Here is a 22,221-nt window from a genome sequence, read left to right as displayed (position 1 = left end):
TCGTCAGGAGTTCTTGGGGAGTGGTCAGAGCTCGGGTGCCAGCAGGGTCAGCCGAAGCCGCGCAGCGACAGCCAACACCACTGGGATGGCGTACCACCACTTGTGCAGCCACTCCGCCTTGACGAACACCCACGTCAGCAGCGCCATCACAGCGGAGAAGGCAAGGCCGATGCTGGACGCGATGCCGGAGTTGGTAACGGCCTGCTGGTCCCAGGAGCCATCCGGCTCGACCACGTAGCCCGTGAGCACGACATAGCCCGTCACCAGCGCTCCTAGAGCCAGAACAACGGCGCACAGGCCACTACCGACCCAGCCGAAGGACCTCGGTCGTCGGCTCTGACGAAGATCGGTCGCCGATCCCACACCTGGGCTCACCCCAGTACCTCCTTCGCGTCGTCCAGCTTCCGGTCGAGGCCCCGACCGTATCCCTGGGCGTTCGGGTCCTGGTAGGAGGGGCCGCCGTTGCAGCGGGCGGCCAGTTCCTGCATCTGTTCCGGTGGTACGTCGGCGAACCCGCTCTCGGCCTTCAGCTGGGCCAGGTATTCCGAGGCGATGAAGATGTTCTTCGCAGGGTCCTTGATCGCGCTCACGACCTGGTCTCGTTGTATGTCGGTCAGGTGATGCGGGTCGTAGCCGAGCACCTCGGCAGCGCGGCGGACCTGGACGGACAGCGGACCCATCGACGTTTTATCGGGATCCTCCAGGCCGGGCAGTAGCTTTCGCCCTTCGTAACCCGCGTCGTCAATCCAGCCAGGGTCGCCCTCGACCTCCTGCCAGGCGATGCCGGCAACCATCTCAGGCGGCAGGCCCGCATCCTTTGCGGCCTTGATGAGCTCCCTGTTGGCAGAGATGTACTCCCGTCGACCGTCGTCCGAGTTTGACCACAACCAGTAGTTGTTCCCCTGGGCCTCGGGCAGCCCGTCGATATGGGTCTCGGTCCGCGAGAGGATTTCGTTGGCCACGACATTCCGGCCCGTGGTCGGAATGTCGTCCATCTTCGGGCCCGCTCCCGGAAGCTGGGCATAAGGGTTGTCGTTCGTCTGCCGAGCCTCGGCCTGCAACGGCCCCAGGTTCTTCAGGAACTGTCCCGGATCTGCAATGGGGCTCTTGAAGTCGGGCAGGGACCGGTAGGCCGCCTTGACCTCGGCGATGCAGTTTTCGCGCGCCTCGGACTCCACGCGCAAGGCGTCGCCGTAGTGGTCCTTGGTCTGGTGGTAGTAGCGCTCGGCGTCCTCTCGGATCGCGTCGACGTCGACGTCGACGGTGAGTTCCGCGAACCAGTCCAGCACGCCGGTGCTGTCCCGCGGATCCTCCCACTGCCGCAGGGGCCCGGCGGCGCGCGGTCGGGGTGATGGCCGTGGCTTCCTTGGGCATCACCTCCGACGGTTTCGTCTCTGTGTGCTTGCCGCTCTTGTAGTGGCTCTTGGCCGTGGTGACCGCCTCAGCGTAGGAGGTGAGAGCATCTGCCACCTTGCGGAAGGCGCGCGAGAGAGCATCGGTGAGGTCCTTCGCCTCGCTCAAGCGTTTGGCGTAGAGCTCGCGCGCCTCGCTCTGCCAGTCCCCTTTGACCGCCTTGCGAAAGGCGTCGTCTGCAGTGTCGATCAACTTGTGTAGACGCGTGAACTCGGCGGCGCTGAGGCCGATGAGCGCCGGGTTGGCGTCCTCCAGGAACTCGGCGTCCTTGCGGTAGGTCACAGCAGATCAACGGTCCCCGGCTTCGATGTAGCGTCCCGACACCAAGACGGGGTTCAACTGCCTGCGCACCGCGTCGTCGTACTGTGCGTATGTGTTGTTCGCCGACTTGAGCTTGCTGGACAACGCTGCCAGCGCACGACCGCGTCGGTGTACTGGTCCTTGGCGTAGCGGGCAAAGGTCTCGACGTTCGAGGCAACGTCGGGATGAGACCGAGGGGCACGGCACATGGTCGCGTTCTTGCCGTCCATCCCCCCCTCGTACAGGACTCCGGCGATCTCCACCAGCAGATGCGAGCTTCCGTCGATGGAGTCCGCACTCACGGAGAACCGTCTCCGTAGCCACCCGAACCAGTGGACGCGCCACCGCCTCCGTCAGGCACCGCCTGGTTCAGTTGCATGTGCGCCGACTGCTGTTGCCGGGCAAGTGCGTCTGCCTTGAGCTGGATCCATTCCTCTTCCCACGACACCATGCCCGTCCCCCGTCCGGTTGCCGCAATTGCTCGAGCACACGTGCTTCTCACCCACAGGTGTGCCATGAACAGGCAAAGAACGATCAGGGTGAAGCGGACTGCTGGCCGTCAACTCGCGCGACTGCCAAGCGATTCACCAGCTCTAGCGTCTGAAGTCAGGAATCTTGGACGTCAGGCCGCAGGAACTCGTATGCGACTACTGGATCCTAGGCCCCTTGTGTACGGGTTCGGCCTCCACATCGGCACAGCGGTTAGAGCCTGTCAGTTGCTCGAATCGTTGCCCCGGTGGATGGGACAGGGGCACCGGGCGGGCGAGCAGGTCGCGGGCGTGACGTACCTGTTCGTCGGTCATGGCCGGCGGGCGGCCGAGTCGGGCGCCGCGGGCGCGGGCGGCGTCCAGGCCCTCGTTGGTGCCCTGTACGATGAGTTCGCGGATGAACTCCGCCAGAGCCGCGAAGACGTGGAAGACCAGGCGCCCGCCGGGCGTGGTGGTGTCGAGCGCCTCGTGCAGCGAGGTGAAGCCGATGCTGGCTTGCGCAGGCCGGACACTATGGCGATGAGGTCCTGGATGGAGCGGCCGAGCCGGTCCATCGACGGGACGACGAGGGTGTCACCTTCGCGGAGGTAGTCGAGGGCCTTCCACAGTTCCTCGCGTTCGGCGTTCTTGCCGGACTGCTTGTCGGCGAAGATCCGGATGCACCCTGCTTCGGTGAGTGCGTGGATCTGTCGGTCGAGTAACTGTCCCTTGGTGGACATGCGTGCGTATCCCACGAGGCCGCCGGTCCGTGCGGCCGGAACGGGTGCGAGGAGATCGGCGGTGTCGTCGTCCTGGGTGGCTGCACCGCCAGATCGTACAGAAAAGGGTGCTCCTCAAGTTGTTGAGCACATCGACTTTCTGACGCCGTTTCATGGGCATGATCCGGCGTCGATCCGACCGCGCGCCGCCGCTTGTCGATCTCGCTCCTCAATCGGTCGGTTCTTGAGCGTGCCCAATTTGCTCATCTAAACCTTTTCCCCTCAATAGTGTGAAGGATGGATAAATAGTCTTCCGGGGCGATGGCACTGGCTGAACCTGAGGGGGCGGCGGAGTTCTCGCTGCTGTTACTCGACCGCTCGTTTGGGAGTTCCGTGTGTCCTGACCATGATCTCGACGTCGACACACCCTCCGCCCTCTCCTCCACACCTGCTGCGCGCTCTCTCGCCGTGGACCGGGCGGTGCCGCAGTCGGTTGTCCGTGTCCGGGTGCACCGGGAACGGTGCCGTCGGGTGCTGGAGCAGCGCCACTGTGCGGTGCTGGGGCTGTCCCCGTTCAATTCCTTCTTCACCCCGCAGGCCATCCGGTCTTTGGTGGCCTGGGCCGATGCGCGGTTCGAGCATGTGGAGGTGATGCTGCCGGGTTTCGAGGCGGCGTTCGGGCCGATCGCTGGCGGGATGGAGCCGCGTGCCGCGGTCCGCCGCACGCTGCACTCGGTCAGGACCCTGCGCGGGGCGGCCAAGACGGCGTTTGCCCGGGTGGGCCGCGAGCCGCGGGTCCACACTTGGACGAGCAAGGCCGCCGATCCGCATTACCGGGCGCTGTACCGTGCCGGCGCCGATGCCTTCCACCACTCGGCCCTCTTTCGCGACCTGTGCGAACAGACTGTCCGCGCCTATCTCCGCACGGCAACCGGCCGCGCCCCCAGCGCCGACGCCATGGCCCGCAACCTCGACTATGTGCTGGCCGAGGTGCCCTACCTTCTGGATGCCGCGGGCATCGTCGGCGCTGACAGTGCGGTCTTCTGCTACCCCAGACCCTGGCCCTTGCAATTTGCCCTCTTCGACGGCCGGGTGCCCCAGCTCATCCCGGCCCATCGCCACGGCTTCGTCCAGGTCACCCTGGAGACAGTCCCGCAGCACCAGGAGAGTTCCGATGACGATGTCCGGTGACGTCCTCGACTGGCCCTTTCCCCCCGGTCCGCACGGCACGCCCCCGGCGCTGTATGCCACGCTGCGCAGAGACCGTCCCGTCTGCCCGGTGCGCATGCCTTCTGGTGAGGTCATGTGGCTGCTGACCCGCCGCGAGGAAATCTGCGCCATCGCCAGCGACCACCGCCGCTTCACACGCAACCTCACCTACCCCGGCGCCCCCCGCATCGCGGGCGAGGACTTCAACAGTGTCCCCGGCGGCATCTTCAACCTCGACCCGCCCGACCACACCCGCATCCGCACCATCCTGGCCCCCTACTACACACGGAGCGCCGTCACCCGCTATGCGGAGGTGATCCGCAGGCTGGCCCGCGGCCTGCTGGACGAGTTGGCCGCAGGGCCCAACCCGGTGGATCTGATGACCGGCTTCGCCGAGCCGCTGGCTCTGCGTTTCAATTGCGACATACTGCGCATCCCCCTGGAACTGCGGTCCCGCTACCTGGAGTGCTTCCGCACCCAGACCTCCCAGACCGCCGACGGTGCCACCATCGCGGACGCTACCGCGCAGATCAGCGCCCTGGCCCGCACCGTGGTCGACACCCACGACGGCACGGTCACGGCCGAGCACCCCATCGGTGCCCTGCTAGCCGCCCGCAGAGAGGGGACCATCAGCGAGGAGGAGCTGATCGGCACCATCGACTACCTCATGGTCACCGGCGTCGACCCGCTCATCTCCCCGACCGGCACCTTTGTGGTGACCGTGCTGCGCCACCCGGGCCACCGCCACGGCTTGGCCACCGACCCCGAGCGTTGGCCCGCCACGATCGAGGAACTGCTGCGCTACCACCACAACGGCTACCTCTCCAACCCCCGCGTCGCCACCCAGGACGTCATCCTGCACGGCCAGACCATCCGCGCCGGACAGGCCGTCATCACCCCATTCCTGGCGGCGTGCTGGGACCCGGCAACCTACCCCAAGCCGGCCAAGTTCGACCCCGGCCGTAAGACCGACGGCTCCCTGACCTTCGGCCACGGCGCCCACTACTGCCTCGGCTCCAGCCTTGCCCGCCTCTACCTGAACATTGCCCTGCGGGAGCTCTTCACCCGCCTGCCCACCCTGGCCCTGGCCATCGCCATCGACGACATCCCCTGGGACGAGGACATCCTCTTCACCCGCCCCGCACTGCTGCCCGTCACCTGGTGAAATAGGCAAGGAGGCCCCGTGGCCAGCCCCTTCGACGCCCTCGCCGAAGCCTACGAACGCACCGCTCAGCAACTGCCGTTCCGCGAGCACATCGAGGCCCACAGCCTCCTGGCCGTCATCGGCGACGTCGACGGTCAGGCCGTGCTCGACCTGGGCTGCGGCTCCGGCCTCTACACACGCCGCATCAAACAGCTCGGAGCCGCCCGCGCGGTTGGCGTCGACAGCTCCCACGGCATGCTCGACTACGCCCGCCGCCTCGAACAGCAAACCCCCCTGGGCGTGACCTATCTGCACCACGACGCTGCCCACCAGGGCCCAGCCCCGCAGACCGATCACGCCTTCGACCTCGTCGTCGCTGTCTACCTGACCCCCTATGCCGCCAGCCACGACGACCTCACCGCCATCTGCCGGACCGCATACCGTGCTCTGCGCCCCGACGGCCGTTTCGTGGCAGCCTGCCTCAACCCCGACTTCAACACCACGCCCGGCTGGTACCGCCCCTACGGCTTCGACCTGACCTGCACCAGCACGGCCGACGGCGCCCCCGTCACCCTCCACGGCCACATCCTCGGCCACGAGTTCGACCTCACCGGATACCGCTGGTCCACCGTCGCCCACGAAACCGCCCTCACGGCCGCCGGCTTCCGCCACACCAACTGGCACCACCCCAGCGTCTCCACCCAAGGGCTCCGTCTCCACGGTGATATCTACTGGAAGGCCTACCTCGATTTCCCCCACACCCTTATCACCGAAAGCACCGTCCAACCGGCACCATGACCCGTCGCAGGCGGTCCCCCCTGGGACGCGCACGGGAGCTCATATACGCGGCACGAGTGGCTCATCAGGCCCGGGGCGGCTGACCGGCAACGAAGGGGTGGTCACGCTCAATCGGGCCGAGCTTCGAGGCGCCGCCGGGCGAGTCGAGCTCGGCGAAGAACTCGCCGTTCGCCTCGTGGTAGCCCTTCCACTGAGGCTCATGAGAAAACGCAACATGCCGAAAACGCGCAACACATCAAGAGTCTTCCCTGAGTTGCTCGTGGACGACGCCGGACAGTTACTGGAACCCAAGGGCAGTTGCCCGTGCACGACCATCGCTCTGCGGCAAAGGGAAATGAGCTCTGCCATGCGCGGCGGTGGTGTCCCGAAGCGATTCGGGATCGAAATTTGTCAGTGATGGGACAGGGCGATGGGAGTGGCAATCAGCATGGCAACCGTTGACTTTGACGTAGTCGTGGTCGGTGGCGGTCCGGGTGGGAGTACAGCGGCCACCCTCACCGCCCTGGACGGCCACAGGGTGCTCCTTCTGGAGAAGGAGACCTTCCCCCGGTACCAGATCGGCGAGTCGCTACTGCCGTCCACCATCCACGGTATCTTTCCGCTGCTCGGCGTGAGCGAGGACATCGAGAAGGCGGGATTCACGCACAAGCGGGGCGGTACGTTCCGATGGGGTGCCAGCCCGGACCCGTGGACGTTCGCCTTCAGTTCCTCGCCGCGGCTCTCCGAGTTCGGATCGTTCGCCTACCAGGTGGAACGCGCGAAGTTCGATCAGATCCTGTTGAAGAACGCGGCACGCGTCGGCGTCCAGGTCCATCAGGGAGCGCGCGTGACCGAAGTGCTCCGCTCCGGCGAACGCGTCACCGGCGTGCGCTACTGCGACGCCGACGGTGAGCACGAGGCCACCGCCACATACGTGGTCGACGCCTCGGGCAACACAGGCCGGCTGCACAACGCAGTGGGCGGCCGCCGTGAGTACTCGCCGTTCTTCCGCAACGTGGCAGCGTTCGGCTACTTCGAGGGCGGCGGACGGATGCCCGAACCCAACTCCGGCAACATCCTCGCGGCCGCCTTCGACCGGGGCTGGTTCTGGTACATCCCGCTGACCGACCAACTCACCAGCGTCGGCGCGGTGGTGAGGCACGAAGAGGCCGCCACAATCCAGGGAGACCCCGAGGCCGCGCTGCACAGCCTGATCGACGAGTGCCCCATCGTCCGTGACCTGCTCGGTGACGCGAAGCGGTGCCGCCGGGAGCCGTACGACAAGGTACGGGTGCGCCGGGACTACTCCTACGACCGGACCGCACTGTGGTGCCCGGGCATGGTCGTGGTCGGCGACGCCGCCTGCTTCATCGACCCGGTCTTCTCCTCCGGAGTCCACCTGGCCACCTACAGCGCGCTCCAAGCGGCACGGTCCATCAACGCCGTACTGGCCGGAATCGCCGACGAGGAGCGGTGCTTCCAGGAGTTCGAGACGCGCTACCGGCATGAGTTCGCGCTGTTCCGGGACTTCCTGATCTCCTTCTACAAGATGAACGTGGTCGAGGACTCCTATTTCTGGGAGGCCAAAAAGGTAATGGAGCACGAGGGCAGCGCCTTGGAGGCATTCGCCGAACTGGTCGGCGGCGTCGCATCGGAGATTGACTTCTCCCGGGTCGGATTTCCCGAGGAGACAAAGCCGAACCCGATTCCGGTCGAGGTATTCGACGCCATGGCCATCGGAATGGCGGCAGGCATCAAGGAAATGCGTGGCGACGCATCTGCGCGGCTTGAGAAGCCCGCCCCCGGGGCCCTCATCACGTCGCCCGACGGCAGGCGTTGGGCCATCGCGGAGTACTGAGGTTGAACTCGCAGTGGCGGGCCAGCCGATCATCCGGAACACATGATCAGTCCGGTCTCGGTGAGGCAGCCGTCGATCAGCTCTGCCCGGTTACGGCAGCTGTAGATAGCCGTCGGTGTCCTTCTCTGGTCATGGGGTGGTGTGTCGGCGTCACCGTCCCCGCGTCGGCCGCGCGGGCCAGCAGGTGTTCGACGGGCTTGCTGGTGGCGTAGGGCCGCAGCCGGGAGCGGAGGTTCTTCAGGGCCGTGGTGGCGCGGGCCAAGCTGAAGTGCGGGTACCCGAGCCGAAGCCGAGCGGGCGCGAACAAGTAACCGTGCCGATGGAGCGATGGACGCCGGCCAGCCACGCAGCAGGAGCGCTGATGCCCCGGGCCACGGCCTCCGGGCACGACCGGCGTAACAGCGGAGCGCCGTTCTGGGCGGCAGCCGGCAGGTCAGCGCCTGGACCTGACCTGGGCCGCCTGCAGCGGTGCGGACGTCCGCGGACGGCCGCCGCGTTGACGGACCTTGAGCCCAGGCAGGCGCCCTCGGAGAACCGGCCCCGCCCGCGGCGCACGGTCTCCAGGTGCAGTCCCGCCTCCCCGGCGATGCGCGCGTTGGAGTGTCCGTGCGCCGCGTGCAGCGCCACCTGCGCGCGCACCCGCAGCCGGTGCTCGGCCCTGTGGCCGTGGGCCGACTTCTTCAGCCGCCGCCTCTGCGAGGCGGTCAGCGATATCGGCCGGGCGGTGACAACGGGCGCGGCAGGCAGACCGATCAGGGGAAGCGGACCGCGACGTCATGAGGGTGACTTGGTCATGCGGTTGGGTGGTGGAGGGAGTCCAGGACGGCCAGTTCGTCCTCGGAAAGGCGCAGAGAGCCGGCCGCCACGTTCTGGGCGAGGTGGCCGAGGTCGCCGGTGCCGGGAATGGCCAGGACGTGAGGGCCGCGGTGCAGCGTCCACGCCAGCCGGACCTGGGCTGTGCTCATCCCGCGGAGGCGGGCGACGGCGTGGAGCCTGCTGCTGTCGTCGGCAGGCGCGCCGGCCGTGCGTCCGCTGCCGGCGATCGAGTAGAACGGCACGAACGCGATGCGTTGTTCACCGCAAACTCGCAGGAACTCCTCCTGTTCGGGCGAGGCGCCGATGCCGTACATGTTCTGGACGCAGACCACCGGTGCGATGGCCTGAGCCTCGGCGAGGTGGTGGGGGCGGACGTTGGACAGGCCCAGGTGGCGGATGAGTCCGGCGTCGCGCAGTTCGGCGAGCGCGCCGAAGCGGTCGGCGATGGAATCGGTGCCGACGATGCGCAGGTTCACCACGTCGAGGTGGTCGCGTCCGAGCTGGCGCAGGTTCTCCTCGACCTGGCCGCGAAGCTGCTGGGGGGTGGCGTGCGGCAGCCAGTTGCCTGAGGGATCTCGGCCGGGTCCGACCTTGGTGACGATGACGAGGTCGTCCGAATAGGGCGCGAGGGCACGGTTGATCAGCTCGTTGGCCGAGCGCAGCGGCGAGAAATAGAACGCGGCGGTGTCGATGTGGTTCACGCCGAGTTCGACCGCCCGGCGCAGCACCTTGATCGTCTGGTCGCGGTCGCGCGGGACGGCGTCGGGTGTGAGCGCCTCGCCGTGCTGGGGCAGGCGCATGGTGCCGAAGCCGACCCGGTTGACCGTGCGGTCGCCGAGCTTCCAGGTGCCCGATGCCGCTGCGGTGATCGTGTGTGAGGTCATGGCGGGATGATCGGTGGACGGTAGCCTGGCGGGCCATTGTTTAAGGCATGCCTGAATCCATTGAGGGGCGACTGTCGTGGCAGAGCTGGCGTTCTCAGCGAACGATCTCGCGAAAGTGCGGTTCGCCGTCTCGCCGATGTGGGAGGTCGCGCCCAGCTTCCGGCTGCTGACGTCGAACACGGCGCATCCGGTCCACCGGCCCTGGGCCGAGCAAGTGCGGCCACGCGTGATGGCCGCCGGCCTGGACAGAGGATGGCTTGCCGAGCTGATCGGGCCCGCCGGGTACGTGCCCGACTTCCTCAACCCGGCTCCCGCACAACCGGCCCCCACACCGGAGGCAGAATGGGACGCGATCCGGGCCTCCTCCGCCGACCGGGTACGCCAGGACCTCGACCACCTCGCCCGCCATCAAGGACATCTCGGCCCCCGACTGCGGATCCTGCATGCCGACCCGTCCGCTCGCCTGACCAAGGTCGTACGAGAGATCGAAATGTACTGGGAGCTGGCGCTCGCCCCTTACTGGGCACGGATCAGGGCCGTACTGGACGCCGACATCTTCCACCGGGCCCGAACGGTCGCCGAGCACGGCGCGGGCCACCTTTTCAACGACCTGCACAGCTCCGTGAGTTGGGGCGACAACACGCTCACACTGGTCCGCCGGAAACGGAACATGCCCCGGCAGTCCGCGGGCGCGGGACTCCTGCTGATCCCGTCCGTGTTCACCGGGCCCGGTCTGCGCACCCGGGTGCGACCGCCGGACCCGCCACAACTCGCCTATCCAGCACGTGGTGTCGGCACACTATGGGAGACGCGGTCTGCCATCGGCGCCTCTGCCCTCGCCCCCGTCCTCGGCCGCTCACGAACTCTGCTGCTGAGCGAACTGGAGACCCCGGCCTCCACCACCGAACTGGCCCACCGAACCGGACTGTCGCCAGCCGGGGTATCCCAATACCTCACGGCGCTGCGCAACGCGGGTCTGGTCAGCGCCCATCGCGCCGGCCGTTCCGTCCTCTACGCCCGCACCGCTGCCGCCGATACCCTCCTCGCAGCCGCCTCCTGCTGAAGATCCGGACGTCACTCCCCGAAGAACTTCCGGAGCCAGCCAAATGGCCGTTCCGCTCGGGTGGTCGGGGGCGAACAAAGTGGGCCCTGGTGCGGGATCTGCTGCCGGTCACGGGATGGCCGGTCGGGGCGGGCGGAGGGCTACTGCCACCGGCAGCGCCCGTCGATCGGGCACGGCGGGGCATGCATTCCTGCGACTGTCAGGCAGCGGTGCGACTGGAGCGCATGGGCCCGCACGGGGGACCGCGCAATCCGGATCAGCACCCGCTCACGTGCACAGAATTTGAACATGTTCAATAATGCTGCCAAGATGACGCGCACCGGTTCGAGGACTGGTCGAACCCAGGTAGTGGGTGAAGCTTGCGGAAAGTGTGGGGGTGGCGTGAGTTGCGTTGCTATCGGGCAGTCCTGGTCTTTGTTCCCGTCGCGTTCGCCCTCGTCGCATGTGGCAGGTTCGCTTCTCCCCCGGTCCCTGGCGGCAAGCCGGCCGAGCTACCCCGATCGCAGACCGCGACCGTGTGGGGTGACGGCACGGGCGGCAGGCTGGAGCTGAAGCCGGATGGAACGTTCACAGCCGATGATGTCTGCGGTGATTACGACATCGACGCCTACGGGCCGGAGAACGAGCCGCGGTCGGGATCGGGTACCTGGGACGAGGAGGACTCGGAGGGACAGAGCAGCGTCACGGTGTCGTTCGAAGCCGATCGCGTGACCTCCACCTATGAGGCCCTGCGAGACGGCAGGACACTGAAGCTCTGGACATATGTCGGAGATCCCGACGACGGCCATTCCCTCTGCATCCTGACCCTGCGGTAGCTGAACCCCTGACCACTACTACCGTGTCAGATCCGTCATCCGAAGCAGAGATCAACGTTCTTGTCGATGCACACACGAAGCACCGCTGAAAGCCGCTGGGCGTCCTCGATGTGTCTCTCCATGCCGGCATCGAGAGGTTCCGACACCCACTGTCCGAGGATCGCCTCCAACCTGGGGCGAACAGCGGCGCACTCCTGAGGGGACAGATCCTTGCTGTGATCGTCTGGATGATCGAGGAACGGTTCCAGCTCGGTCGAGACCTCTGCCCATGGCCGGTCTCCGCCGAAGCCGATCATCTCGCCGAGGTCGAAGCCTTCAACATGAGCCAGCTGGCGACGGAACTGAGCGAAGCCTCCATACGAGAAGCAAGCGTCCAGTCCATCGAGGTCATCACCGTCACCGGGGAACAGACACAGCCCCATGGCTCCCCTTCTCTCGGATGCACATGATCGGGGCCTTCGGGCATCGATGGCAACGGAGTATCGGGCGGCCTGCCGCACTGCCGTCAGCTCGCCGTACATAGGGCAGGTATCTCCGTACTCGGTGAGCACTCACCGGAAGTACGCCGGTGACCCGGAGTTCGGGCTCATCGATCCGCGGCGAACAGCCTTCCCGGAGCGGGAACAAGCAGCTCAAGCGGGCCTTGTTCCGATCGGCGTTCGCGGCGCTCGGTGACCCGGCCTCCCCGGCCTACTACGACAGGAAGATCACCCAGGGCAAGCACCACACCCAGGCCCTGCTCCGCCTCGCCAGCCGAGCCGACGTCCTCTTCGCCATGCTCCGCGACGGCACCTTCCACGAACCGCGGCCGTCAGCCCCAGTCACCTGACCTGCGGGTCTGCAAGGAGAACGACTCGGTCAGCCTCGACGTCGAAGCCGAGCACCGGATGGCCGTACTCGCTCTCCGGGTCCATGAGTACCGGCTTGCCCAACCGCCGCCCGATCTCACGAAGGAAGCCGCAGAACACATCAAGTCGATCCTGGCCCTGCAACTCCCGCAGGTCGACGTCGACTTCGTCCTCGGCATGGAAACTGAAGATCGCCAGCACATCGGCCGTCGGCCAGACCCGCAGGGCCGGGCACTCGGCATCCGCCGCACGGGACAGCACGGCCTCCGCCCGGGGCACCGGAAGCACCGTCTCGCCCTCGGAGTACCGGCACTCCCAGCCCTTCTCCGCGACAAGGCCGAGGACCACCTGCCAGTCCTCCACCGACGCATTCGGGACACACACATCCGGCAACGACCCCATCAGGTCCAGGTCGAAAAAGCACTCACGTCATCCCGCACAAGGTCACTCACCCCGCCATGCTGCCCGGACCGCCATCCCGACGCACCCCGTGTCCCTTGACCAAGGACAGAGGGGAATCCCAGGCCACCACCATCGTCCCCCCCCTCGGAGGCACATGACGGTCCCTGGCTGCCGCACCGCCGAGCTCTAGCCCCGACGGGTCGACCACGAGACGAGGGAGCGCCGGGCCGGGGGGATCTTGGCGCGCTGGCCCTGGTAGAACATGGTCGATGGGTATCCAGGAGCGCGAGCGGAAGGTGTACCGGCCGCTGCGGCGGGCCGGCCTCGAGGTGATCCCGGACGCCGTGCCGGACGGCACGATGCCGTTGGTGTGGGGATACGGCCGCGATGACATCGTCGACGGTTTCTCGCACCGGTACGAGACCCCACGGCTCATCGAGCGTCTCAACGAGGATTGGTATGACCTGGCGGTTTCCTCGGGCCTTCTCGACCACCGGCGCGAGTTCCTCGTCCTGCTTCCCCACGGCACCCACACGCACCAGGCCGTCCTGCATGAGCAGAACCAGCACTATGGCCGCCGTGCCGCACCGGCGGTCTGGACCCGGGTCCGGCTCCTGGACCGCTGGGACATCATGGGCCGGGGTGCGGCATCAGCGTTCCTCGGCATACGTGCGGGCCACCCGGGCTTCGGCATGATGGCGCTCGACAGCAGCGTGTACATCAGCTGCTCGACGGGCGAGATCGGTGTCGACGTAAGTGCGGTGGCCCACCCGGCCCGCTCTGAGAACATCCTGCAATACCTGGAATGGTACGCACATTGGGACTATCCCCGCGCCGACAAAGAGTTGCAGAAGCGGATCGCCGTCTGGCTCGCAGGCCGCGCACCGGGGACCGTCAGCTGTTCCGACCGATGACCACGCGGTCCCCCGCGGCGACGTCGGCAAGATTGTCGCCCTCCAGCTGATCATGTGACTGCTCGTTTGCCGAATCGTTCACGTGGTCATGGGGCGGGGTGACCTGACGGATGCCGGATGGGAGCGGCTTCGGCCATTCCTGCCGGTCAGTAACGGACGTTGCGGCCGGTGGCGGGATCACCGGAAGGTGCTCAACGGGATTCTGCACCGGGTGGGGGCCGGCGTGCATTGGCGTGACCTGCCTGAACGGTTTCGGCCCTTGGCAGACGGTCTGTGAGCTTGGCCTGGTCGAAGCACACGCACTCGTCCCGGCAGGAAGCGCGCCCCACAGATGCCGGGTCCGATGTATCGCCCCACCGGTTCACAGAGAGTCCCGGCTCTCCCGCTTCCACCATGTGGCCAAGATACGGATCTCCATCGGGCCGACCCAATGCTTGATGGCCAGTGGAACCCGTTCCCCGAGCCGCCTCCAACGGTGGGCAGGCGGCCGGGTTCGTCGTCACACCAGTCCCGGAACCCGCGAACCCGCGCGTTTCAGCCACACCCCCAGCCCAAGAAGGGCTCCCCGGCACTCGGCCACCATGCCAGCGACAACGACATCGACGCCGCCTTACGCATACTCACCGCCTCCCTCGAACCGCACACTCCAATAGACCTCCACGGCGCGGACCTGTCCCGCGTGAACCTGCGCGGCGCGCACTGGTCGGTGTGAAGCACTCGACACCTGCGAACGATCCCGGCGTTCATCGGCTGGAGTAGGTCTGGGGCTGGCAGGCTGCCGGGCATGGATGCAAGCGGCCCGCGCGGCGGGGTGTACGGGGCAGACCATGACAGCCCGGACCCGGGTCCTGAGGAAGGTCACGAGTACATCAAGTTGGTGGGCGGTCCTCCGGCGGGCTCCTGCTGGATGTCACCGGCATCCTGCCGAGGGACCGCTACGGGGCGGCACTGATCGCGGAGGCTGCCTCGTACGGGCCCGGTGGGCGAGCCTCGCTGCTCAACCTCTGCGCCGAGCAGCGGCGATCCCGACGAGGACCTCGCCTCCCAGGCCTGGAGCGTTTCCCTCGCCGACGAGGCGGAGCGTCCCGGACGGCTGTTGGTTACCCGAGCGGGGAGCCGGCGCGTCATCTCTGACACGGTCCACCGGCAGTCGGTCCTTGACGATCTGATCGCGGCTGTGGAGCAGACCCGGCCGTGCAATCGCCGGGAAGGTGTTCCGCACCCGGGGCATCTCGCCGACCCTGATCCGGACTGTGTACAAAACGCGATCACAGAGTCGAAGGGTGTCCGGCAGTTGGGCACGCTTCGGTCTTTTTCCCTGCAGAAGCCGAGCGGCGGCTCGGGCGCGCCTGCCGACAACTGTCCGCGTTCACAGACCTCACGCGAACCCGATCTCCAGGCACGCCAGGCCCGCGCCGCAGAGCAGGACGAGCGAGGCATCCTGCCGCTCGATGCCCAGGAGGGCGCGGACCTGGCCGTCCGTCGCCAGTGGGTGCCCCACGGCCGCTCCGGTGGCCGTGTCCCACAACCTCACCCTGCCGTCCCCACCGCCCATCAGAGTGAGGACGGTCCCTTCCGGACCGGGAAGTGTGACGGTCGTCAGCGCGCGGCCCGGGCCGGGAGCCGGGACGCAGGTGCCGACCGGGCGGCCGCCGGTCAGGTCATGGACGCGTACGAGGTCGTCCCTGCCCGCGCTCACAACGACGACCCGGCCTTCGGGCAGACGCGCAGTGCACAGCGCATCCACGGCGGCGCTGTGCGCGGGGAGAGGGTCCGCCACCGGGTCGAGCGTGGCGGGGTCGAGCAGGTTCAGTGTGCCGTCGGACCGTCCCACGACGGCGATCGGCCGCCCGTCTGGCAGGGTCGCCGTGGCGAGCGGGCTGCCGGAAACAGGTCCTGCCAGCAGGTCACCGGTGAGCGGATCCCATGCGCCGACCAAGCCGTCGCCGCTCGTGACGACGACCGCCCGCCCGTCCAGGAGGACCGTGGCGAGGAACTGCACGCCGAAGGGATGCCGCGTGTCGAGGATGCCGGCCGACCGATTCTCCGTCAGGTCCCAGACCTGGACTCTCGGGTTGAACCCGCTGCAGACGAACGCCACGACACGCCCGTCCGGGAGTGCGGCGGCGGTAATGGCGCTGATCCCGGAGACATGGCCGGCCGGCAGTTCATCGATCAGGGCTCCGCTGGTCAGGTCCCACACGCGAACCTGATCGCGGTGGCCGGTGAGCACCACCGTCCGGCCGGTGGGGAGGACTGCTGTGGCCACCGCGCGGATTCCGAAGTCCCCGTCGCTGTCCCACCGGTCATCGCTGCTGGTGGCCAGGGCCGCCAAGTCCCACAGGCGTACGGTGCCGTCCTCGTTGCCCGTGATGGCTACGACCCGTTCGCCGCTGAGCACGGTGGTCCGTACCGTGCGGACGCGGCTGGTCCGGCTGGTCACCGCGGCCGACAATCCCTGGCCGGTCGGCAAATCCCACACCCGTAGCTTGCCGTCGTTGCCCGCGGTGACCGCCACCTGCCGCCCGTCGGGCAGCACCGCCGTATCCGCGGTGTTCACCGTGTAGTTGTGACCGGTCATCGGCCAGCCGGTGCGCTCACCCGTCGCCAGGTCGATCATATGGACGCTTCCGTCGTCGGCTCCAACGACGGCGACCGGCTGTCCGTGCCGGAGCCGTGTGGTGGCGAGCGCGTACAGGGCCCCCGTTTCACGCGTCAGGTCCGGCGGCCCGCCGATCTGTCGTCCGTCCGTGATGTCCCAGACCCGGGCCGCCCGGTCCGCGGTGCAGCACGTGACCAGGACGGCGCGCCCGTCCGGCAGTTGGGTCGCCGCGAGCGCAGTGACGCCTGACGGGTGCCTGCCGCTGGCGTCGCAGGCCCTTGCTCCAGTGGTCAGGTCCCAGGCCTGGACCGGCTCTTGGTACGAGGAGTCGCCGATCAGGGCGAGCACCTGCCCGTCGCGCAGAGTCGCCGTGGCCACCTGGCGCACGCCCTGGTCCAGAGCGCCGACCAGCAGTTCGTGCAGCGGCTCGCCGGTCGACAGGTCCCACACGCGGACCGCGGAGTCGGAACTGCCGGTGACCACCACCACGCGGCCGTCCGGCAGTACCGCCGTGGCCACGGCCCGCACGCTGTCCGAGTGCCCGGTGAGGGGTTCTCCCACGAGGGCCCCGGTGATCAGGTCCCATACCCGGACCGTCCCGTCCTCACCGCCGGTCACCGCCACCACCTGCCCGTGTGGCAGCACCGCCGTGTCCATGGACCACAGACTGCCGGGGTGTCGGGCCACGATCTCGCAGTGCTCGACGGGCCACCGCACCCAGTGCGGCCGCCACACCGACCCCGGATGAGCGACACGGTCGGCCGACCGGCCCGCGGCGGCAAGCCTGAAGCGCAGCGCGTCGGCGTTCGCCGCCGGATCCTCCCACTGGCAGGCGTGTGCCACCTGCCGCCACAGGCCGAGCACTGCGTTGTCGACGGGCCGCGTCTCCGCCAGGACCGCTCGCAGGCGCCCGGCGTCCGCGTAGGGCAGGAACTCCGCGGGCAGCAGCCGGTCGCCCAGCACCCCGCCCGCTGCCGCGTGCTCCGCCAGGTGCCGGCGTACGTAGGCCAGCGGGGCGGAAGCGGGCTTGGGCCGGGGCAGAGCCGCCAGGCACGCGGCGATCCGCCGCTCCACGTCCCGTACCTCGCCTTCGGGCTCGGGCCTGGATTGCTCGGAACCTGCCACCTGGCCTTCTCGGTCCTCCTGGCCTTCTCGGTGGTGACTTCGCACGCGACCGGTTCTCCCGCCGACGAGGGTTGTCCTGTGCCGCGTCACTCTGCCCGCCGACTGCCGCCTCGGCAACGGCTTCTGCGATTCCGGTGCTCTTTTCCGGCAAACTCCACATCAGAGGTGACGGCCTCCTACAGTGGCCTACGCCGTGGTGCCGGGGAGGCCGGCGGTGTCGATTCGCTCTCGGAGAGCCGGGTCCGCCGCGTCGCCCCGGTCGGTGGAGCCGGTCGGCCAAGGAGGGGGCGTTGTCCCTGATCGTCGGGGTGCACGGAATCGGGCAGCAGCAACTGGGGCGGCGGCAACTGCTGCAGACATGGCTGCCGGCCCTGGGAGACGGCCTCGAACTCGCCTGTGGGCGGCTGCTGCCCGCCGTACCACTCGGTATGGCGTTCTACGGGGACGTGTTCCTCCCCGAGCGGCCCGCGGCGGCGAGCAAGGGCGCGCAGGAGGAGGCGCTCGCGGGACTCGGCGAAGAGGAACTGGACGACTTGGTGGCCGCCGCGAGGGAAGCGGTCGGCGACGAGGCGTGGCACGCGGTCGCCGGCCTGGGCACCAAGGGAAGGCTCCCTCGGGGCGGCCAGACGGTGCTGCGGGCGGTGAACTGGCGGTTCGGTCCCGGAGCGGGACTGCTGTTCGTGGGTGCGTTCCGGCAGGTGCGCCGCTATCTGCGGGACACGGCCGTCAAGGAGCGGGTCGACCGCGCGGTTGCGACGGCGGTCGGGGACAACTGCCGGGTCCTGCTCGCGCATTCCCTGGGATCGGTCGTAGCCTTCGAGCACCTGCGCCGCCATCCCGGCCGCACGCTCGAGCTCCTGGTGACGCTCGGCTCGCCGCTCGGCGCCCGGTTCGTCCGCGCCCTCATGCCGGACCCGGGTCACGGGGCAGGCGGCCTGCCACCGGGCGTGCGAACCTGGGTGAACGTCCGCGACGCCCGGGATCCGGTGGCCGTGGCGCCACTCGAGCACCACTGGAAGGGGGTTGAGGAGGCTCCGCTGGTCGACAACGGTGCCAACGCCCACGCGGTCACGCGCTACCTCGGCAAACGCGTCACCGGCGAGGTCATCCTGCGCGCCCTTCCGGAGCTGCTGCCGTGACCGCCGAATCGGCTGACGCCGGCATCTTGCGCCGGCACTTCGTCGCCATCGCCACCTCCCGTTACGACGACTACCCGCCCCTGCCCCGGGTCGTCGACGAGGTGGAGGCCATGAAGGCGTGGCTGTGCTCCCCGGCGCTGGGCCCCCGGGCTTTCACCCATGTGCATCCAGAGCTGTCCGATGATCCGAGTGACGCGGCGATCCGCGAGGCCCTGCAAGACCCACCCGAAGAGCGGGCATGGCGTGACTCACACGCCGCGGTGGTGTTCGTCACCGGGCACGGGGAGACGGGCGACCAACGGCACTGGACGGTGGTCAGGTCCACCAGACGCGGAAAGCTGAAGAGCACCGCGCTGGAGACGGCGCTGCTGCTCGGCTGGCTGATGGACAGCGAGGTCCGCCACCTCTTCGTGGTCCTCGACATGTGCTTCGCCGGGAAGACCGCCGAGGAAGTGATCAGATTCGACGTCCCGCTCCCCGAGACCTGGCTGGTGCTGCCCAGTGTGACCAAGGAGCAGGAAGCCGTCTCCGGCGCCCTGACCGGTGCCGTCTCAGCCTTTCTGGCGGACCTGGGCTCCCCGGTCGGCGCCCGCTGGCGCGGCGAAGAGGTGCCGTTCCTGGACGTCCAGGACTTCCTGACGGGAGTACGGGAGAAGCTCGGACCGGGACAGCAACTGATCCCGCTGTACGGTTCCCGCCAGACAGGACCCCACCCCTGCCTGCCCAACCCGCACTACCGGGACGAGGAGCGGACGCCGGTCGCCGTCGGCCGCAGCGACCTGGCCCTGCCGCAGCGGGACCTGGACGCCCATTGGCAGCCGCGGTCGCGGGGAGTGGCCCACCAGGGGGAGAACGGATGGCTGTTCTCCGGCCGGGCGAGGCTGATGAAGGACCTGATCGCAGCGGCCACGCGTGCCCCCGGCGTCTGGGTGGTCACCGGCGGTGCGGGAAGCGGAAAGTCCGCCGCGCTCGCGCGCCTGGTCACCTTCGGCGACCCCAGCTTCCGCAAGCGATATGCGGCACAGGTCGAGGCCGTGCCGGAAGCCGTACGGCCCCCCGAGGGAGCGGTCGACGTTGCCGTGCTAGCCACCGGCAAGAACGTCCACGACGTCATCGTTCAGATCAGCACCGCCATGGAGGTGCCCGTCCCCGCCGAGGCCCACTCCCTGGACGCCTGGGTCACCGCCTGGCAGGAGTGGCTGTCTCGGCGCGACCGACCGCTGACGGTGGTCGTTGACGCCCTGGACGAGGCCACCGACCCGCACGCCGTGCTCGCCAGCGTCCTCGCCCGCCTCGATCCCGGGCACGCCCGGCTGCGTCTCGTCGTCGGCATCCGCTCCCCGGGCGGTGACGAGGCCGACCCCGCCGCGCAGGCCCGCGGCATGCCCGTGGCCGACCTCGCCGAACGACTGCTGGGGGCGACGCGAATCCGCGTCGACAAGGCCCCATGGTGGGAGCCGGCCGACCTGGTGCACTATGCCGCGTCCGTCCTCGCCACCTCGCCCGGCACGCCCTACGCCGACCCCGCTGTCGTCCGTCCCGTCGCGGCCGCACTGGCCCGGCACGCCGGGACCTCCTTCCTGGTCACCAGGATCGCCGCGACCTCCCTGTCCCGTCGTCCGGCGCCGGTGGACGCCACCGACGCGGCCTGGCTCGCCACCGTCGATGACGGAGTGCTCGGCGTCTTCCGTGCCGATCTGCGAGCCCTGTGTCACACGGCCGAGCAGCGGTTGCGCGCCGTTCACCTGCTCCGTGCAGTGGCCTTCGCCCGGGGCAGGGGCCTGCCCTGGCTGGGGCTGTGGCCGACGCTGGCCAACGTCATCGCCGACGACCCAGAACGCACCTACGGCGACTCCGACATCGCCGAGCTGCTCGCCTCGCCCCTGGGCGGCTACCTCGTCACCGATACCGCCGACGGCACCACCGTCTATCGCCTCTTCCACGACGCCCTGCGCGGGATGCTGCGGAAGAACTGGCGTGACCTCGTGGCCTGAGCGCAGTCCGGCGCGGGGACTCGCCCGATTCCACACACGGCCGATTTCCTCCCTCCGCACTGCGACGGGCCGGGCCGGGCCGGGCAGGATACGACTGGCAGTTCCCCACGGGCTGCGGCCACTGCGAGCCACCGAGCGTTTTCAGCGTTGCCTCTCCAAGGTGAGGACGGCTTTGGTGATGACAGTCATGTGGTTGGGGCTGATGCGCGATCTGCGGAGGATCTGCGGCCACTGAGGAATGTGTCGCCCGATGGGGCCACGTTTCCTGCTCGATGGGGTCCGCATCACAGCCAGCCGCGGAAGGACTCTCACATGGCAACGTTTGACGAACTCACTGCCTGGGCCGGCGCCGGGAACGTTACAAGGGCAGACCCGGCAGTCGTGTCGGGCTGGCAGATCCCCGAGGAACAGAAGGCACTACTTGTTGATGTCGGGATTCCTATCGTTGATCAGTTGATCGAGTACGTCTCGTTCCAGGTGGAGGCGGCTCCAACACTCCAGACGTCAGGTGACAGATCGCTCTACGTCCTCACCCAGAATCACCATGGCGACCTCGTGCCGGGACTGCAATGGTCGTTCGGTGTCGAACCCGGCACAGGGACGGTCTACTACGTCCTTCCTCAAGGCGAGGCATGGTTCGCCAACTCGTCCATCGAGCTGTGGCTGCGAACCCTGCACCACTACGGGCTGCACGTCAGCGAGTCCGAGATCCTCAGCGATCCGGATGACCGCGAGGACGAAGCCCTGGCCGAGCTCAGCATGCTCGCTGACGAACTCAAGAAGATCGATCCACCTGCCTTCGACGGCTACCACGGGTTCATCTGGGCCGAGTTCCTCGACCGCTGGCTCTGGTAGTTGCCCGTGGCCGCCACGATCCCCAAGCGATCACTCACCGTGCCCAGCGCGTCGAGCGGCTCGCGAATACGCGACACCTCGACATGCGAGCCCACCAGCCCCGAGGCCGGATGAGCACCTGGCAGGAGTGGCAGGACACCCCCTGGGCCGACTGCACTGCTCGATCGCCGAGGCAAACCTGCTCCGCCGCCTCGACGACCTGGGCGGCGAATCGCTGCGGATACTCGACCTGGCCGGCGGCGACGGCGGAGACGCCATCCGCCTCGCGGCCCGCGGGCACCATGTCACCCTCGTTGACTACGTGCCCGCCATGCTCGCCGCGGCCGCCGAGCGAGCCGTGGCAGAAGGCGTGACGGAGCTGATCACCTGCGTCCAGGCCGACGCGACCGATCTGCCCCGCGACCTCGCCGACGGGAATTCGATGTCGTGCTCTGCCATAACCTCCTGCAGTACATGGACGACGTCCCAGGCACTCTCCCCCCTGAAGGCCGGGGCCTGGTCTCCGTCATGGCGGTCAACCGGCATTCGGCACCCTTGAACATCGCCGTCCGGGAGGTGGACCCCGCGGCCGCGCTCGCCGCACTCGACACCGATGAGGATCGGACGCAGATGTTCAACTCGCGCTGACACTCCACACAGCCGACGAGATCATCCCCATCCTGCGGGAGCTCGGATGCCGGGACATCGCCCACTACGGCATCCGCAGCTTCTGCGACTACGTCACCGACGACGCACGCAAGCACGAACCGGGCTTCTACGCAGACCTCGAACGCCTCGAACTCGCCACCACCCCGCGGCCGCCTTACATGCACACTGCCCGGCTCTTCCAGCTCACCGCCTGGAAGCCGAGCTAGGGAACGCCCCTCAGCGGTGTCCG

17 protein-coding genes and 6 pseudogenes are annotated in these 22,221 nt (G+C 68.3%); 13 read left to right on the top strand and 10 right to left on the bottom strand.

Annotation, left to right across the window (positions count from 1 at the left end; all coding sequences use genetic code 11):
- Positions 1-24 precede the first annotated feature (24 nt).
- The 3 genes and pseudogenes from ACZ4SF_RS32320 to ACZ4SF_RS32310 form a co-directional block, all read right to left on the bottom strand.
- The gene (locus ACZ4SF_RS32320; RefSeq protein WP_468391551.1) at positions 25-264 is read right to left on the bottom strand and encodes a hypothetical protein; all 240 of its coding nucleotides are present in this window, start codon (positions 262-264) and stop codon (positions 25-27) included.
- Positions 265-371: 107 nt separating this feature from the next.
- On the bottom strand, positions 372-1,289 hold the full coding sequence (locus tag ACZ4SF_RS32315) for a hypothetical protein (RefSeq protein WP_468391548.1): 918 nt from the start codon (positions 1,287-1,289) through the stop codon (positions 372-374).
- Positions 1,290-2,360: 1,071 nt separating this feature from the next.
- Positions 2,361-2,935, bottom strand: a pseudogene (locus ACZ4SF_RS32310) (recombinase family protein).
- Positions 2,936-3,220: 285 nt separating this feature from the next.
- Here ACZ4SF_RS32310 and ACZ4SF_RS32305 point away from each other — a divergent pair.
- Genes ACZ4SF_RS32305 through ACZ4SF_RS32295 form a run of 3 tightly spaced genes read left to right on the top strand, consistent with a single transcriptional unit; the run spans position 3,221 to position 6,050 of the window.
- Positions 3,221-4,090 (top strand): tRNA-dependent cyclodipeptide synthase, encoded by an 870-nt coding sequence (locus tag ACZ4SF_RS32305; RefSeq protein ID WP_468391545.1) that lies wholly within the window; start codon positions 3,221-3,223, stop codon positions 4,088-4,090.
- On the top strand, positions 4,074-5,273 hold the full coding sequence (locus ACZ4SF_RS32300; RefSeq protein WP_468391542.1) for a cytochrome P450: 1,200 nt from the start codon (positions 4,074-4,076) through the stop codon (positions 5,271-5,273). Before ACZ4SF_RS32305 ends, ACZ4SF_RS32300 begins: the two co-directional genes overlap by 17 nt.
- 18 nt (positions 5,274-5,291) lie before the next feature.
- A complete protein-coding gene (locus ACZ4SF_RS32295) occupies positions 5,292-6,050 on the top strand; it encodes a class I SAM-dependent methyltransferase (protein ID WP_468391539.1) in 759 nt (252 codons plus the stop codon).
- 64 nt (positions 6,051-6,114) lie between these two features.
- On the opposite strand, the pseudogene ACZ4SF_RS32290 reads toward ACZ4SF_RS32295, so the two are convergent.
- Positions 6,115-6,243: pseudogene (locus ACZ4SF_RS32290) on the bottom strand (ferredoxin); the annotation flags it as partial.
- A gap of 234 nt (positions 6,244-6,477) precedes the next feature.
- On the opposite strand from ACZ4SF_RS32290, the gene ACZ4SF_RS32285 reads away from it, so the two are divergent.
- Positions 6,478-7,887 (top strand): tryptophan 7-halogenase, encoded by a 1,410-nt coding sequence (locus tag ACZ4SF_RS32285; protein ID WP_468391536.1) that lies wholly within the window; start codon positions 6,478-6,480, stop codon positions 7,885-7,887.
- Between the two features lie 76 nt (positions 7,888-7,963).
- Here the strand turns inward: ACZ4SF_RS32285 and ACZ4SF_RS32280 are convergent, their stop codons facing one another.
- Both ACZ4SF_RS32280 and ACZ4SF_RS32275 read right to left on the bottom strand, forming a co-directional pair.
- Positions 7,964-8,149: a hypothetical protein gene (locus tag ACZ4SF_RS32280; protein WP_468391533.1), complete on the bottom strand. Its 186-nt coding sequence runs from the start codon at positions 8,147-8,149 to the stop codon at positions 7,964-7,966.
- Between the two features lie 529 nt (positions 8,150-8,678).
- Positions 8,679-9,587, bottom strand: a complete 909-nt coding sequence (locus tag ACZ4SF_RS32275) for an oxidoreductase (protein ID WP_468391530.1) — start codon at positions 9,585-9,587, stop codon at positions 8,679-8,681.
- 85 nt (positions 9,588-9,672) lie between these two features.
- Here ACZ4SF_RS32275 and ACZ4SF_RS32270 point away from each other — a divergent pair, with 85 nt between their 5' ends.
- The gene (locus ACZ4SF_RS32270) at positions 9,673-10,650 is read left to right on the top strand and encodes an ArsR/SmtB family transcription factor (protein WP_468391670.1); all 978 of its coding nucleotides are present in this window, start codon (positions 9,673-9,675) and stop codon (positions 10,648-10,650) included.
- Positions 10,651-11,165: 515 nt separating this feature from the next.
- A complete protein-coding gene (locus tag ACZ4SF_RS32265; RefSeq protein ID WP_468391527.1) occupies positions 11,166-11,465 on the top strand; it encodes a hypothetical protein in 300 nt (99 codons plus the stop codon).
- A 35-nt stretch (positions 11,466-11,500) separates the two neighbouring features.
- Here ACZ4SF_RS32265 and ACZ4SF_RS32260 read toward each other — a convergent pair whose 3' ends face one another.
- Positions 11,501-11,887: a hypothetical protein gene (locus ACZ4SF_RS32260; protein ID WP_468391524.1), complete on the bottom strand. Its 387-nt coding sequence runs from the start codon at positions 11,885-11,887 to the stop codon at positions 11,501-11,503.
- A gap of 125 nt (positions 11,888-12,012) precedes the next feature.
- Here ACZ4SF_RS32260 and ACZ4SF_RS32255 point away from each other — a divergent pair.
- Positions 12,013-12,294, top strand: a pseudogene (locus tag ACZ4SF_RS32255) (transposase); the annotation flags it as partial.
- Here ACZ4SF_RS32255 and ACZ4SF_RS32250 read toward each other — a convergent pair.
- Positions 12,287-12,765: pseudogene (locus ACZ4SF_RS32250) on the bottom strand (hypothetical protein). The pseudogenes ACZ4SF_RS32255 and ACZ4SF_RS32250 sit on opposite strands and share 8 nt — an antisense overlap.
- Positions 12,766-12,984: 219 nt before the next feature.
- On the opposite strand from ACZ4SF_RS32250, the gene ACZ4SF_RS32245 reads away from it, so the two are divergent.
- Complete coding sequence (locus ACZ4SF_RS32245; protein ID WP_468391521.1) at positions 12,985-13,629, top strand: hypothetical protein; 645 nt, start codon at positions 12,985-12,987, stop codon at positions 13,627-13,629.
- 88 nt (positions 13,630-13,717) lie between these two features.
- A pseudogene (locus ACZ4SF_RS32240) lies at positions 13,718-13,901 on the top strand (transposase); the annotation flags it as partial.
- 1,106 nt (positions 13,902-15,007) lie between these two features.
- Here the strand turns inward: ACZ4SF_RS32240 and ACZ4SF_RS32235 are convergent.
- Positions 15,008-17,356: a WD40 repeat domain-containing protein gene (locus ACZ4SF_RS32235; protein ID WP_468391519.1), complete on the bottom strand. Its 2,349-nt coding sequence runs from the start codon at positions 17,354-17,356 to the stop codon at positions 15,008-15,010.
- Between the two features lie 290 nt (positions 17,357-17,646).
- On the opposite strand from ACZ4SF_RS32235, the gene ACZ4SF_RS32230 reads away from it, so the two are divergent.
- Together ACZ4SF_RS32230 and ACZ4SF_RS32225 are read left to right on the top strand one after the other, a co-directional pair.
- Entirely contained in the window at positions 17,647-18,495 is an 849-nt protein-coding gene (locus ACZ4SF_RS32230) for a hypothetical protein (RefSeq protein WP_468391516.1), read from the top strand.
- The gene (locus ACZ4SF_RS32225) at positions 18,492-20,489 is read left to right on the top strand and encodes a hypothetical protein (protein WP_468391513.1); all 1,998 of its coding nucleotides are present in this window, start codon (positions 18,492-18,494) and stop codon (positions 20,487-20,489) included. Before ACZ4SF_RS32230 ends, ACZ4SF_RS32225 begins: the two co-directional genes overlap by 4 nt.
- 141 nt (positions 20,490-20,630) lie before the next feature.
- Here ACZ4SF_RS32225 and ACZ4SF_RS32220 read toward each other — a convergent pair.
- Positions 20,631-20,714 (bottom strand): annotated as a pseudogene (locus ACZ4SF_RS32220) (IS5/IS1182 family transposase); the annotation flags it as partial.
- 87 nt (positions 20,715-20,801) lie between these two features.
- Here ACZ4SF_RS32220 and ACZ4SF_RS32215 point away from each other — a divergent pair.
- Positions 20,802-21,344, top strand: coding sequence for an SUKH-4 family immunity protein (locus ACZ4SF_RS32215; RefSeq protein ID WP_468391510.1), 543 nt, complete (start codon positions 20,802-20,804; stop codon positions 21,342-21,344).
- Between the two features lie 127 nt (positions 21,345-21,471).
- A complete protein-coding gene (locus ACZ4SF_RS32210) occupies positions 21,472-21,882 on the top strand; it encodes a class I SAM-dependent methyltransferase (RefSeq protein ID WP_468391507.1) in 411 nt (136 codons plus the stop codon).
- Positions 21,883-22,221: the final 339 nt, after the last annotated feature.

The sequence above is a fragment of the Streptomyces sp. NPDC027663 genome, from assembly GCF_055566415.1.
Note: the sequence above shows the minus strand (reverse complement) of the source record. Positions and strands in the feature narration are given on the sequence as shown.

Bases quoted from the DNA above. Each gene is read 5' to 3' on its own strand.
- ACZ4SF_RS32305 (WP_468391545.1), top strand. From the start codon at position 3,221: ATGGCACTGGCTGAACCTGAGGGGGCGGCGGAGTTCTCGCTGCTGTTA.
- ACZ4SF_RS32300 (WP_468391542.1), top strand. From the start codon at position 4,074: ATGACGATGTCCGGTGACGTCCTCGACTGGCCCTTTCCCCCCGGTCCG.
- ACZ4SF_RS32285 (WP_468391536.1), top strand. From the start codon at position 6,478: ATGGCAACCGTTGACTTTGACGTAGTCGTGGTCGGTGGCGGTCCGGGT.
- ACZ4SF_RS32275 (WP_468391530.1), bottom strand. From the start codon at position 9,587: ATGACCTCACACACGATCACCGCAGCGGCATCGGGCACCTGGAAGCTC.
- ACZ4SF_RS32260 (WP_468391524.1), bottom strand. From the start codon at position 11,887: ATGGGGCTGTGTCTGTTCCCCGGTGACGGTGATGACCTCGATGGACTG.
- ACZ4SF_RS32245 (WP_468391521.1), top strand. From the start codon at position 12,985: ATGGGTATCCAGGAGCGCGAGCGGAAGGTGTACCGGCCGCTGCGGCGG.
- ACZ4SF_RS32215 (WP_468391510.1), top strand. From the start codon at position 20,802: ATGGCAACGTTTGACGAACTCACTGCCTGGGCCGGCGCCGGGAACGTT.